Here is an 11,903-nt window from a genome sequence, read left to right as displayed (position 1 = left end):
TTGGCGCGGGCCAGCCCGCGGCGATCGCTTTCGCAACCGCGTTAGAAAGATATGGCAGGGCTCGCGGACAAGGCGCTATGGTTATGGCATGACGAACCCGCAAAAGCTCAAATGGTATTATTGGTTTCAACCGAACACCTCTTGGTTCGGCTCCTTCGCCCGAAATTTTGTCAGTCCTGATGTTGTCATCTGGCCGGAGGAGACGGAGGGTGAACCGCAATATTTCGCGTGGACATCCCCGCACTTCAACGATGCCGCGACACCCGAAGACTTGGCCGACCGCAGTGCCGCGTTGAAGGCGGTGTTCGATGGCGCGATGTATCTCGCTTATGGTTCCTCGTATTTCGCGCCGCCGCTGACAAATTTGACTGACGAAAACGACCGCCACGCGACCTTCAGACCGGGGGGCAATTACTTAGCCGATGTCAGAGTGGAGCCTTTCTCGCCGTCGATGGTGGGCGCAAGGAACCTCGGCGGCCGCGACCCATTTGGTCATGCTGTCTCGACCCTTCTATTTCTGGCGCGGTACGATCAGGTGACCAAAAATCTTCTGAAATTCGTTGGTGTGCAGAAGTTGACCTATGTGACGCTCTACGCCTTCAAAGACTGGATGAGCGACGATAAATGGGACGACAAACGCATCGCGAAGGAGGCCGGTTGGTCGAACGCGAAGTTCGGCGATTTCACCGCTACCGCCAACAATCCCGCGTATCTTGGGCCCTTCTGTCGCCACGGCGGATCTTCGCAGCCGCCGAGCCGACCAATGCCGCTTGCCGAGGCCGAAGACCCGATGCGTAAAGCCGCCATGGCGTTCCTTTCCGAACGTGGCCGTTCGCTGAATATTGCCGAGAAATGGAAGGCGCTGATTAAGTAAGCAGCATTTCGGGTTAGATTCGAATTTGCGCGCGCATTGCGGATGACGAGATGTGCCGAGCAGGATGGAGGGCGAAGGAGTGGGTTTCGAGACGAAGACCGACGCGGAGATCGACAGCTGGATTCGCAACCATGAGACGAAGGGTGGCACAGCGGCTCCGTTGTATGGCCAGTTGCTCGAAGAGCGAGCGCGGCGCACCCAGACCAAGCATAGGCTCAGCTTTGACCGATCGCTGGAGCATTTAAAAACCGCCGCGATCGACCAAGTATGTACGACTTATGGCGCTCTGGCCGCGGCCAGCGACGTCGATTGGTCGCAGGCGCGCCACCAGATGAACGGCACGAATGGCCATCTTGATCGCTTGCTCGACATTTGCCACGCGCGCGGTCTTCCGATGTTGACAGCGCTGTGCGTAAATCAGGCTGGCGTTATGGACGGCGAGCTCGGCGACGACGCCTTGGTTGGCTTCGCTTCCGGTGCGAGGCGGCTAGGCCTCTCGGTGAGTGACCCGCGCGAATTTCATCACCAGATGCGAGATGACTGCTGGCGGTGGGGGCGGGATCAGTCAACGCCACCGGCTAGCTAGGCTCCGGATCTGGTCCAAACGGGTTGCCCACTTTGGCCGTTATTCCTGCGGCCCCGATATGCCGACTATTTTTTCGTCATGCCCCTTTGACGCCTTAATAATAAGCGCCCGCGATCTTAAATTTGTGGCGCAGACATGGTATTCGACGTTCTGCGCAAGCCGAGCCAGCTGTTAAGCGAGCGTGACCGGCGCCCGCCGCAGTCAGCGAGCAAACGGCCATGGCAACTTGTACCCGCTGGGCTTATCATTCGGCATGGATATCGACGAGATCAGGCAGAAGGTCCAAAAGGCGATTGGCCCCCTGAAGCAGGCTGAGCTGGACCAGCCTATTTACCATCAGCTCTTTATGTCGGCTAAGCGGACCGACGCGGGCGGTAAACTACCGCCCTACTATCTTGTGTATTTCCTACTCATTGACCTGCTTGGATTCCGAAACAATGGGCAATGGGACAAAACGGCTTGGTCTGTCACGGTCGATTATGAGGGGACGCCCTTCTTGGTCGAGCATCGAAAATTCGGTCTTGGCATTTTCGGCATGGAGAAGCCAAAGACCGAAGCCATCGCGGAGCGTGTGGCGACTTGTCTCAACAAAGCAGCGAAGGCCGCCCGGCCATACTTCGAATGGCGGGCGAGCGAGGCGGCAAAGCAATCCCATCTCAATGTCGTGAACCGGTCTCGCGCCTTATTCGCGCGCGTGGAGTTTTACCTCGGTCTTTTTGATGCGCGGACGAGCGAGGCCGAGGCACGGAAGGGCGAACGCATCAGGACTCAGACTGGGCCGAACACATGGTCGACACGCTATCCCGCCCAAAACTTGACCCGTGAAGCTCGCTGGTTTGCCCTATCGGCGATCGAAAGCTTTTTCAGTTGGACGGAACACGTTTTCATTCACATCGCCACGTTGCGCGGCCTGTGCTCCACAGGTGAAGACGTGGCGGCTCTAGCAAAGTCCGACTGGGCGGACAAATACAAGGCCGCGCTCGATATTACTCATAAGGACGACAAAAGGTTTTATGACGACCTCGCTGTGCTGCGCCGTCAGCTCCGGAATTTTGTCGCGCATGGGTCATTCGGGAAGGAAGGCGAAGCGCTTCTTTTTCATTCTGGTGCCGGTGCTGTGCCTATGCTCCTGCCGCATAACCGCAATCCTTCGGTGTTCCGCTTCGGCTCCGGGCTTGACTTCAGAACCGCTCCTTCGATTGATCTGATCAAGGCATTCATAGCTCATCTTTGGACCGGGGTACGCTCGCCAGCTAAGATTTATCTGCAAGATTATGAGCTTCCCGTGGTGCTCACGCGTGTGAAGGACGGCTCCTACGCCGCCGCCATGTGCTCGGACGCCGACATGGAGGAGTTCGCCCGTCACTTAGCCGGGCTGTTCGACCGTCACGCCAACATGGATTTCTGATAGGCGAGCTTTAGCCTTGATCATTTCGAGGCGGACTGCTGCGGCAGGCAAACGCTGTCTTTTGAGTTGCCGGTTTTTCGGCGGTTTCAGCAATCGGTCAGAGGGGCGTGTGTCTAAAAAGGTGGGTGGTCCATCACGCAGTCATTCGATCGACGATGCTTGCGAGGCCCTCAGCGGTCGTTCCTTCCGACGACCAACCTTCGGCGAACGAGATGTCGTGCGAGTTCGGCAGCTGCTCACGCGTTAGAGTTCGCAATCGAATTCTGGCTGGTATCGCGGCGGCCTCGCCAACGAAAAGCGCTTCTTGCCTTGGTAAGGATGAAAGCACCTTGGTCATCCCAGTCAAGCTGTCGGGCAATATCCGCGAGACGTGCTCCTGATCACGGCTATTCGACAGCCTCAGGACGATCCACGAATTGCATTGCGAGATCACGGTATCTTCTATGTCCGACGGACGCTGGGACACGAGCATCAGCCCTAACCCATACTTCCGACCCTCTCGCGCAAGGCGACGAACGGCGGTCTGCGCTACCTCGTATTGCGCGTCTCCTCGATTTGGCACGTAACGGTGCGCTTCCTCACAGACGAACAATATAGGATCGCGTTCACGCTCTTCTCGCGATTGATGAAGCTTATACTGAAAGAGAAGGCGGGCGATTGCGCCAGTCAGCGGACCAGCGACCTCATTCGGCAGGCCCGAAATGTCGATAATTTTCAAGCAGGCGTCGTCCGCGCCGTCCACATTGAGAAATTGGGATAGGATTTCGGAAAGTGTCGGGGCACCGGGTCCGTGTTCTTCCATCAGAAAACGAACCCGAGGATCGGTCGTTAATACACGGAATTTGTTCAGGATCGAAGCATAGTCCTTCTGAAAGTCGGAAGGGGTTACGTCGCTCCATGCGGCGCCTTGCAGTCGCTTGGCTTGCCGACCCGTTATATGAGCGTGAAATTCGGCCAGCGTGAACGGGCGGGGCTTGTCGCGGTCGAAAGCTGCGAGCTGATCTTCATTCACCCCAGCTAAGGGCACGGGTTGTTCGGGGTGCTGTCCGGCGGGGAGATCGGCGGGGATATCCCCGACCGCGCTTCGCGCCAATCCCGCGCCGACCATGCGCGCATGGGCAAGCGCCTTATAAACGGTATTGGCTTGCGACGTTGCTTCGAATTCTGTTTTGCCAATCACCAGCGAACGAAATTCGTCGCTCGACATTAACCAATAAGGCAATTTCAAAGTCGAGATGCCCTCGGGGTTTTGACCGAGCGCGTCGTAGGCGCGAAACACTTTCGCCTTGCCGTTAAAGGCTGACGCATACTCCCCATGGGGATCGATGAGGATGATGCAAGGGCGGGTTTCCTGGTCCGGCCGACATTGATGTTCGAGGATAGAATGGATGACGGCGGCAACGGCGCTCGATTTGCCCGAACCCGTCGATCCGAGAATCGCGCAATGATGACCAAAAAGTTTGTCCATATTCGCGCGACAGGGCACCCTCGTCGCGCCAACATAGGTGCCGATTGGTACCAGCCGGTTCGGCCCGTCCTCCGATGCTTTCTCCGCGCTGGCGAAGAGCTTGTCAGTCTCTTCCTTCGTGATGAGATGGACCGTTTGCAGCGGCAACGGATATGTGGACACGCCGCGCTTGAATGATAGCTCATTCTCCGCTGCGTTGAACCACGCCTCGCCGAGTAAGTCAGCCTCGATAACCCTGCGATCTTGATCGAGAGCTTTGCCCTGCTGAGGCGACAGAGCTGCGGCCTCTTCGTCGGATTGTAATCGTAACAACCTCACGGTCGCGAAAAGGACTTTTCGGCCGAGATGCATTTTGACGATGCTGCCAATCTGTCCCACGTCATAGACGCGCCCGCTATGGCTTCGTGTCAGTTCCGTGATGTCGCGTTTGAGGGCAATTTTGATGGCGCCACCAGCCACCTCGAACACCGTACCGATCTCGAGATCAGCATCGAGAAGGAACGCGCTCATGCCATTGCCTCCTGGACATCTTTTGGCAGGCCTGCCGCGAAAAGATTCGCGGCCCCGTCAAAAGTCCACCAATCTCGTTTTCCGTCGGTAATTGGGAAAAACGGACCATTCGATCCTTGGTAGATTCCCTTTGGGCTGGCGATGAAAATCCGCTGTCCCCATGGTTCCAATAGCCAAGTGCGCAGCGTCAGCGGAAGTTCGTCATTTGGCTCATCGACGAACGCTACAATGGTGAGCTGATTCTTGCCGGACGACATCGCGATTTCGATTTCGGCATTGATGTGATCATCGCCAAACGAATAACCACATACGAGAAGCACATGGTCGCTTCCCTGCGCCAGACGCTGCCTGAAGCGCTGGAAAATCTCCGCGAATGGGTCGCGCTGAGTATTCAAATACTTTGTAGCCTGAGGATAAATCATTACCGAGCCGCCCTCGCCCGGATAGGTGTCTCCGTACCGCACCCGCAGGAGATTGGCGTTTCCAGTATGGGACCTGTACCAGTCGATCGAACCATGAAGTTTGGAGACAATTGCTCGCGTAGTTGAGTTCGCGGCATAATTTCGCATATTCCAGAACCCGACGCCGCCGCCTACGAAACCGTCTTGGAACTCGATACCGGCAAACGCGAGTGCGTCCTCGATAAGCGTATCATAATTCGTGGTGAAAAATTCGACGGGCGTTCGAACAAAATCAAGACCGGCCCGGTTAGCTCCGAAGATGGCTTCGACGAACTTCCGATGGCCTGAGATGTCCACGATTGATGAGCCATCGGTTCCAATCCGGGCTTCCTCGATAACCTCTCCAGCCGCATTCTGTCGGGCTGCTCTGAATCCCCACCGCACAGTCACGGCGATCTTCTGGACCAAACCTTGATGCACCTCGATCAGCTTTTCTTTCCCGATCCGTTCGCCGCCGATCTCGATTCCGCCTGTTCGGGAGCGTTCAGCGACCGAAATTAGATCGCCAAGGTGCGTGAGATGATGTTCAATGTGAGAGCTTTCCCCACAGTCGCTGGTGATAAAATCAAGAACACGGATCGCCTCCGCGTCATCCCCAAACAGGTCGTTGCGCGCCAAATCGAGAACGCGAGTTGTCAGAGGATACATTAGAGGAATGTTTGCCAAAAAACTGACGCCAGCACCCAGAAGCCAAGTTTGTTTGGGGCTATTTAAATGCTTTTCAAACTGTTCAGCGACATCGACGTCATGTGCCATGGCGGCCTCCCCTAACTTGCCGTCATCTAGTACAACGCTACCTGTGGCAATCCCTGCAAGGAAGATGCTGCGGCGTATGGCGCTTTTTAGGCTTGGCTTATGAGCTTATGCCTCGTCGGCGGCGTCCTCCGCCTCTTCCTGCAGCTCTTCTTCTTGATCAGCGATAGCTTTCGGAAGTTTCGCGAGAGGACGTCCAGCGAAATAATCGTCGATCCGCTGGTAGAGCAGTTCAGGCGTCAAGGCGACGTTGTCGGTCGTGTTGATCCCCGCCGAGCGTCCCGGATGCAAAACATCCCAAGGCGATTTGAATTGGGTTTTGCGGCGCCTGCCCGGATCCTTGTTGCCAAAGCCGTCAATGGCCCGGTTCCAGACAGGACGGAACGTCTCAATGAGCATATTCTCGCCGAGCGGAATCCACACATCATCGACGATGAGAAAGCGGACGTGAAAATCGGCGAGGTCGAGATTCGAGCACTCCGCGATCGACGCGGCATGTTGACGAAGCCTCTGCGCGAGGGCGTCGCCCTTGGCCGAAGCGTCTTCGGACAATCCGCCTTTGCGTCCGCCGCGCGGAATGGCCTTGCCGATATAGATGGGACGCGCGACCGGATCGGAAGGCGCCGGCGACGCTATGGCCGCGTAGGACGGGAACGGGCCCGTATAATAAATCACATAGACGCCCGCGCCCGTGACGCCGGACGTTTCCGCCAGCGGCACGGGGGGACGCGCGAGGAGTTCGAGTTCAATGCTCTTCGCGAGGTTGATTTTATCGAGCGGATTATAAACGCGTGAGGAACTCACGCGGCTCGCCTCAACTGCTCAGCGACGCTCTCGCCCACCTTGCGCGCGAGCATCACGGGGACCGCGTTGCCCAACTGCCGCATGGTTTCCGACCAAGAACCATGGAACAGAAAATCGTCGGGGAACGTCTGGAGGCGGGCGGATTCACGAACCGTGAAATACCGCACCGTGCCGTCCGGCCGGAAAAGCATGTTTTCCCCGCCAGGTACGCCATGGACACCAGCTTTCAGCGTCTTCGCCGCCTCATCGAGCGGACTTCCGGTATGCCCCGGATAGGACCGAGCGCCGGGTTGCTGGCGATGATTCAAGAACTGCTTGGCGGCGCTGGGGTTTTTCTCCGCGTCGGGAAGACCTTCAATGGCATCGCGCACGGTTCGCCACGACTCTTCGCTGGGCTTCTCCTCCAAGTTTCGCGCGCGAACGAGGAAACGCGAGTTCAGACCGCGATCTCGCTTGGCGACGCGATGACGATCCCAATAATCGCCCCGCGTTTGATCCCACAAAAGGGCGTCGATGGAATGTGTAGGCTTCGGAAAGCTCCATTCGGTGTTGAGATCATCGCGAATGCCGACGAAAATCACGCGCTCGCGGCGCTGCGGGACGCCATAGTCGGCGGCGTTCAAAAGCCGCGTGACGACCCGGTAGTGCAAGTCGGGCCGCGCGCCGCTGGTGTGATGACGCTCGAGTCGGGCCAAGTGAGACATCCAATCCTCTTGGTCCTTGGCGGTCACGGTCGGATGCTCGAGCTGGAGCCGGACATATTCGAAATAGTTGCGGAAGGTCGCCCGCGTCAGCCCTTTCACATTCTCGAAAATGAAGGCCTTCGGTTTCGCGTCGCGAACCGCCCGGATAGCTTGCGGGAACATGTCGCGGGTGTCGTCATACGCCTGATGCTTCCCACCAAGCGAGAAAGGCTGGCAGGGCGGTCCGCCGGAAATGAGCTGAACCTTGCCCTCGTAGCGCTTGAAGTCGACGATGCGCACGTCACCTTCCGTGATCTCGCCCCAGTCTTTCAGGGATTTGACCCGTCTCGCGAGATTTTCGCGGAGCGTGTCACAACAATACCGATCCCACTCAATGACATTGAGAGGAGAAAAACCCGCTTGATGGAGGCCGATACCCAGCCCACCAGCGCCCGCGAACAGCTCAACCGATTTCATGTTTTCAAGAATGTCCGAATCTTCAATTCTAGGGAGGCCACGTTCTTTAGCTCGCATTCCCATATCACCAAGACCCCCCAACCCAAACGATCTAGCGCATCGATGTTCCGCAAATCGCGTTGTCGATTTCCTTCGAGCTTTGGCAGCCAAAAATCCAGCCTAGATTTTGGCAATCGAGCCAATTTGCAATAGGGGTCGGGGTGGCGGTGCCAATAGCAGCCGTGCACGAAGATCACCTTGCGCCGTGACGGGAAAGCAAGATCGGGACTGCCGGGAAGATCGCGCCGATGCAGCCTGAACCGAAAACCCATGCGGTGTATCAAGCTCCGAACCAGCAATTCGGGCTTCGTGTCCTTTCCACGGACCCGGCTCATACGCTCGCCTCGCGCCGCTGGCGTCAAGGTATCCATCGGTGAATGCTCCGTGAGCTGGATAAAGGCGCGGGCTTGCCGACCATGCACGGCTAATATCCCGAAACAGGCAGAACACGCTAGGCTTCCATCCCGCAACTTGGACGGCGCTTGGCATTACAACGCCAGCGCCAATTGATCGGAATGATCAAGCGTCTCGTCATCATCGGCCAGAGAGGCGGCGACGGCCCGCGCTAGCTCTTCCGCGGCATCTCGGCGCAAATGTTCCGACGGCTCGGTGATGCCCACGCGAGCCCAGCCGGGAGCGGTAAGCAATGCGTCCGCTATAAGGGTTGTATCGACTCGAATCATGCCAAGATGAGAACATAGAGAGAACATAATAGCAATCGCGATTTGGCGACTTGCGGTCAGCTGAGGCGATAGCTGCTGGCGGATGCGCGCGCATTCAGCTCGCATTCTTAGCTGAGGGGGATCGGTTAACGTCCCACCCTTCGGGTGCCGCGCTCTATTCCGCTGCGCTTCACCGAGCCACCTGCGGCGTCTCGTCCCTGCGGGTGACAATCGCTGACGTGGGCCGGGCCTTCCGGCACACGGACATCGAGCGGACGCGATGGCGTTGGCCTCCGGCTTCAGAATAGCGGGGTGGGCGTCGCGGCCCTCTAGTCCCACCGCGGCGAGCTGCAACCCGAGCAAGATCGGGTTCGGCACTGCGTTGGCCCCTGCGGGTGCGGCCCGCCGCTCCTGCGGGACTGCCGGTCCGCTCCTGCCGCCCACCCCGCCATTCCTGCGCCGGGTGCAGTGGTTTGAAAGGAGCGAGAAGATGACGCCTTCCTATCATGCACAGCGCCCGGTGAATGGCCTCTACGCCGAGGTGACCGGTCGGAACATCGCCGAACTCGGCATCGTGCCGACCGTCCGACATTCTGATTATATCGGGCCATGGCTCGTCTTGCTCGAAGACGACGCCCGCGCGATCTTTCGCGCCGCATCGCAGGCCGGCAAGGCCGCCGACTATTCGCTCGCCTTCCGCGCTGGCGAGGGTGAAGAGAAGGGGGCGGGGCAATGATGGACTGGCCTTCACCCGCCGAGATCGAACGGCTTCACCTCGCGCTGGCCGCAATGCCCGAACCCCGGCGCTCGGTCTATCGGCTCAGCGCCAGCGATGGGCTACGGTATGGCCAGATCGCCGCTCGCCTTGGCATCGACATCGCGCAAGTGAAGCGGAATCTCGCCGAGGCGCTGGCCGAGCTTGGCGCCGCACTTGATGGCGATGGTGACATCCCGCCGTCTCCGCGATGACGATTGTTCGCGGTGCCCGGTTTAGGCTGGGCATCGCGATAAAGCCTTTGCTAGGATGTATCTAATGCGCACCGAAATTGTCCATCTGCTGCCGCCAAACAGCGAGAGCTTGAGGCTGCGATCCGTGCCGATGCGTGAACCGCATTCGCCAGCATCGCGAGAAAGCGGGCGTCCTTGTCGGACACAGGAAAAGCGGCGTAATTCACGATGAGCGACGTGCGCGTGGAGAACTATTATGAGGCGCGCGGTTTCAGTGTTTACTATCTAGCAAATGCCGTTTTTAACGTCGTTTCGACGCCTGGAGCCTTTCTTCGAGGGATCGAAGACATACTTGGCGACATGCGGGCCCTATCGCTGATGCGACCCTTCAACCGGCACACCAATCTGCATGATTTCATTCGGGAGGTTTCGGTGCCAATTGTCACCGAGGAGGTGGCGCGAGGCGACCTTGTCTGTCGTTTCCTGCGCAAATTCCTAGATCTCTATGGCGTCGAATACCCTGAAAGCGCGCTGGAGGACGAGGAGAGCTTTTGGAGCTTCGTCGCGGAATCCGATCGTTTCCACGAGGCAATCGATGAGCTTGTAGACGAGGTTTTTCATGTCCTCTTCAACGACGTCGGCTTCCTCCAAAAATTCAATCGGCTCTGTGCGGGCTATATTGAGTATTCCGGCTTCGGAGAAAAAAACAAGACCCGCTCCGGGACGCTAAAACGCGCAAAAATCCCGATCTGGGCGCGTCGCGCAATCTTTTATCGTGACAAAGGCGAGTGCCGATCCTGCAAACGAAGCTTGGCCGCGCTTATCAATCAGCTGGAAACGGAGCGGTACGATCATATCGTGCCCCTTGCCCGTTTCGGCGCCAATGACGTCACCAATCTCCAATTGCTCTGCGAACCGTGCAATCTCAAGAAGTCGGCCGGAAACGTACCGGTTTCGCCGCTCTATCAACGCGCTATTCGTGCCTAGTGCGGATTTTATCCCGACGTGCATCACATTCGCGCGGGATCTGTTCCCGTCGTCTGCATCACGCGGCCGTCGAGATAGCGCAACGCCTTCGCCAGATGATGCGCAACCACGGAGGCTTTGATCCCAAGGCGGTCGGCGATTTCCGGATAGGTCAGATCCTCCTTCGCACTCAGCCTAAAGATTTCTCGCTGTCGTTCGGGAAGCTCGCTCAACGCCTGCTCGAAACGACGAATGAACTCGTCGCGTTCAGATCCGCTAATTGGGGACGGTTCCACGCTGGTCTAGTCAAAGTTGCTCGCGGCGCGGACTGTCCGCGACCGGATATTCAAACCCAGTTGCATTACAGATGTGGTCCAGCAGATTATCGATAATGGCGTGAACGTCCCCCGGCCTAAATCCACAATCGGCACTGCGCAAAATCTCGCTTTTCCAGAACCGTCGCCACTTCCAATAAGGTGTGAGAACGATTGCCAACCGACAGATTGAAGGGTTCGCGTGGTTCAGGCCAGCGGCATTCGCCCAGTCCAGTGCGGTAGTGATCCGAAGGCCCACATTTCTAGCACACCAATGGTCGTCAAAGCCGCGTTCAAGCAGATAGGCCGTAAGGCCCATCTGTGCGGCAATGCCCGCCCCGTAATAGAGTGTAGGGGTGACATGGTCCGCATCGGGATCGATAGCTTCTAGTGAAGCGATCGCGTTGCGAAAACGGACCTCTCCGAGCGCGCGCTTATATGCCGTCCGCTGGACAGTCAGCGGTTCCCAACCGTCCGGCAGTTCGCGCTTCAACCGCTCCCACGCCCCCATGTCGCCGGGGTCAATTTCTGGCGGCTCGAAACGCCAATTCTGCGGTGTGCCTTGATGGTCCGGCATCGTTCTCTCCGGCCCGCGTGCGACGACTGGATATGGAGAACGGAGCGACGCGGCGAAGGCTCCCGAACTCCCGCGCACTGGGCGCGGGAGCCGCCGGGCTTCGCAACATGTTACTCACATGCGCCGCCACCTTTAACCCGAAGGTCTGGACATGCGCGACGGCAGCCCGGAAAATGAGTTTTCCGAGGTGCTTGAGTAACAGACTTGCGAGGTCCGGCGCTGCCCTTTGCGCAGCGCCCCATATCCCTAGCAGGCCGTGCGTCTGGAGCAAGGTCGGGGAACTTCGGAATCGTATTTGGCGCATGCTGCTGATTTCCGGGGCAATATCGAGCCTTGTGATGGCTATTTGCTTTCGGATTTCCATTTTGGACCC

Annotated in this window: 14 protein-coding genes; 6 read left to right on the top strand and 8 right to left on the bottom strand. The window is 57.9% G+C overall.

Features of this window, described 5'->3' with window-relative positions; all coding sequences use genetic code 11:
* Nucleotides 1-88 precede the first annotated feature (88 nt).
* The 3 genes from CDQ92_RS11030 to CDQ92_RS11020 all read left to right on the top strand — a co-directional run bounded on the left by CDQ92_RS11030 (nucleotide 89) and on the right by CDQ92_RS11020 (nucleotide 2,868).
* Nucleotides 89-874 carry a hypothetical protein gene (locus tag CDQ92_RS11030; RefSeq protein WP_088441385.1) on the top strand — a complete coding sequence of 262 codons (786 nt, stop codon included), beginning with the start codon at nucleotides 89-91 and terminating at the stop codon, nucleotides 872-874.
* 52 nt (nucleotides 875-926) lie between these two features.
* Nucleotides 927-1,460 carry a hypothetical protein gene (locus tag CDQ92_RS11025; protein WP_237246124.1) on the top strand — a complete coding sequence of 178 codons (534 nt, stop codon included), beginning with the start codon at nucleotides 927-929 and terminating at the stop codon, nucleotides 1,458-1,460.
* Nucleotides 1,461-1,641: 181 nt separating this feature from the next.
* Nucleotides 1,642-2,868, top strand: coding sequence for a hypothetical protein (locus tag CDQ92_RS11020; RefSeq protein ID WP_237246123.1), 1,227 nt, complete (start codon nucleotides 1,642-1,644; stop codon nucleotides 2,866-2,868).
* Nucleotides 2,869-3,001: 133 nt separating this feature from the next.
* Here the strand turns inward: CDQ92_RS11020 and CDQ92_RS11015 are convergent, their stop codons facing one another.
* The 6 genes from CDQ92_RS11015 to CDQ92_RS10990 form a co-directional block, all read right to left on the bottom strand.
* Nucleotides 3,002-4,846 carry an ATP-binding protein gene (locus CDQ92_RS11015; protein WP_088441383.1) on the bottom strand — a complete coding sequence of 615 codons (1,845 nt, stop codon included), beginning with the start codon at nucleotides 4,844-4,846 and terminating at the stop codon, nucleotides 3,002-3,004.
* Nucleotides 4,843-6,063, bottom strand: coding sequence for an SIR2 family protein (locus tag CDQ92_RS11010; protein ID WP_088441382.1), 1,221 nt, complete (start codon nucleotides 6,061-6,063; stop codon nucleotides 4,843-4,845). The genes CDQ92_RS11015 and CDQ92_RS11010 overlap by 4 nt, the downstream gene beginning before the upstream one ends.
* Before the next feature lie 105 nt (nucleotides 6,064-6,168).
* Nucleotides 6,169-6,864 carry an Eco29kI family restriction endonuclease gene (locus tag CDQ92_RS11005; RefSeq protein WP_088441381.1) on the bottom strand — a complete coding sequence of 232 codons (696 nt, stop codon included), beginning with the start codon at nucleotides 6,862-6,864 and terminating at the stop codon, nucleotides 6,169-6,171.
* Nucleotides 6,861-8,024, bottom strand: coding sequence for a DNA cytosine methyltransferase (locus CDQ92_RS11000; protein WP_088441380.1), 1,164 nt, complete (start codon nucleotides 8,022-8,024; stop codon nucleotides 6,861-6,863). The genes CDQ92_RS11005 and CDQ92_RS11000 overlap by 4 nt, the downstream gene beginning before the upstream one ends.
* The gene (locus CDQ92_RS10995; protein WP_088441379.1) at nucleotides 8,021-8,434 is read right to left on the bottom strand and encodes a very short patch repair endonuclease; all 414 of its coding nucleotides are present in this window, start codon (nucleotides 8,432-8,434) and stop codon (nucleotides 8,021-8,023) included. Before CDQ92_RS10995 ends, CDQ92_RS11000 begins: the two co-directional genes overlap by 4 nt.
* A gap of 117 nt (nucleotides 8,435-8,551) precedes the next feature.
* Nucleotides 8,552-8,746, bottom strand: a complete 195-nt coding sequence (locus CDQ92_RS10990; protein WP_088441378.1) for a DUF6771 family protein — start codon at nucleotides 8,744-8,746, stop codon at nucleotides 8,552-8,554.
* Between the two features lie 469 nt (nucleotides 8,747-9,215).
* Here CDQ92_RS10990 and CDQ92_RS21675 point away from each other — a divergent pair, with 469 nt between their 5' ends.
* From CDQ92_RS21675 to CDQ92_RS10975, 3 genes are all read left to right on the top strand, one after another.
* Nucleotides 9,216-9,461 (top strand): zincin-like metallopeptidase domain-containing protein, encoded by a 246-nt coding sequence (locus CDQ92_RS21675; protein WP_308423635.1) that lies wholly within the window; start codon nucleotides 9,216-9,218, stop codon nucleotides 9,459-9,461.
* Nucleotides 9,458-9,694: a sigma factor-like helix-turn-helix DNA-binding protein gene (locus CDQ92_RS10980; RefSeq protein ID WP_088441377.1), complete on the top strand. Its 237-nt coding sequence runs from the start codon at nucleotides 9,458-9,460 to the stop codon at nucleotides 9,692-9,694. Before CDQ92_RS21675 ends, CDQ92_RS10980 begins: the two co-directional genes overlap by 4 nt.
* A 207-nt stretch (nucleotides 9,695-9,901) precedes the next feature.
* Nucleotides 9,902-10,660 carry an HNH endonuclease gene (locus CDQ92_RS10975; RefSeq protein WP_088441376.1) on the top strand — a complete coding sequence of 253 codons (759 nt, stop codon included), beginning with the start codon at nucleotides 9,902-9,904 and terminating at the stop codon, nucleotides 10,658-10,660.
* Between the two features lie 23 nt (nucleotides 10,661-10,683).
* Here CDQ92_RS10975 and CDQ92_RS10970 read toward each other — a convergent pair whose 3' ends face one another.
* Nucleotides 10,684-10,935, bottom strand: a complete 252-nt coding sequence (locus tag CDQ92_RS10970) for a sigma-70 family RNA polymerase sigma factor (protein ID WP_088441375.1) — start codon at nucleotides 10,933-10,935, stop codon at nucleotides 10,684-10,686.
* Between the two features lie 10 nt (nucleotides 10,936-10,945).
* The gene (locus tag CDQ92_RS10965) at nucleotides 10,946-11,530 is read right to left on the bottom strand and encodes a hypothetical protein (protein WP_144035749.1); all 585 of its coding nucleotides are present in this window, start codon (nucleotides 11,528-11,530) and stop codon (nucleotides 10,946-10,948) included.
* Nucleotides 11,531-11,903: the final 373 nt, after the last annotated feature.

Source organism: Sphingopyxis bauzanensis, from assembly GCF_002205675.1.
Taxonomy (GTDB): Bacteria; Pseudomonadota; Alphaproteobacteria; order Sphingomonadales; family Sphingomonadaceae; genus Sphingopyxis; species Sphingopyxis bauzanensis.
The sequence above is the reverse complement of the archived record's forward strand: the minus strand, read 5'-3'. Positions and strand labels throughout refer to the sequence as shown.

Bases quoted from the DNA above. Each gene is read 5' to 3' on its own strand.
- CDQ92_RS11030 (WP_088441385.1), top strand. From the start codon at position 89: ATGACGAACCCGCAAAAGCTCAAATGGTATTATTGGTTTCAACCGAAC.
- CDQ92_RS11015 (WP_088441383.1), bottom strand. From the start codon at position 4,846: ATGAGCGCGTTCCTTCTCGATGCTGATCTCGAGATCGGTACGGTGTTC.
- CDQ92_RS11010 (WP_088441382.1), bottom strand. From the start codon at position 6,063: ATGGCACATGACGTCGATGTCGCTGAACAGTTTGAAAAGCATTTAAAT.
- CDQ92_RS11000 (WP_088441380.1), bottom strand. From the start codon at position 8,024: ATGAAATCGGTTGAGCTGTTCGCGGGCGCTGGTGGGCTGGGTATCGGC.
- CDQ92_RS10995 (WP_088441379.1), bottom strand. From the start codon at position 8,434: ATGGATACCTTGACGCCAGCGGCGCGAGGCGAGCGTATGAGCCGGGTC.
- CDQ92_RS10990 (WP_088441378.1), bottom strand. From the start codon at position 8,746: ATGATTCGAGTCGATACAACCCTTATAGCGGACGCATTGCTTACCGCT.
- CDQ92_RS21675 (WP_308423635.1), top strand. From the start codon at position 9,216: ATGACGCCTTCCTATCATGCACAGCGCCCGGTGAATGGCCTCTACGCC.
- CDQ92_RS10980 (WP_088441377.1), top strand. From the start codon at position 9,458: ATGATGGACTGGCCTTCACCCGCCGAGATCGAACGGCTTCACCTCGCG.
- CDQ92_RS10975 (WP_088441376.1), top strand. From the start codon at position 9,902: ATGAGCGACGTGCGCGTGGAGAACTATTATGAGGCGCGCGGTTTCAGT.
- CDQ92_RS10965 (WP_144035749.1), bottom strand. From the start codon at position 11,530: ATGCCGGACCATCAAGGCACACCGCAGAATTGGCGTTTCGAGCCGCCA.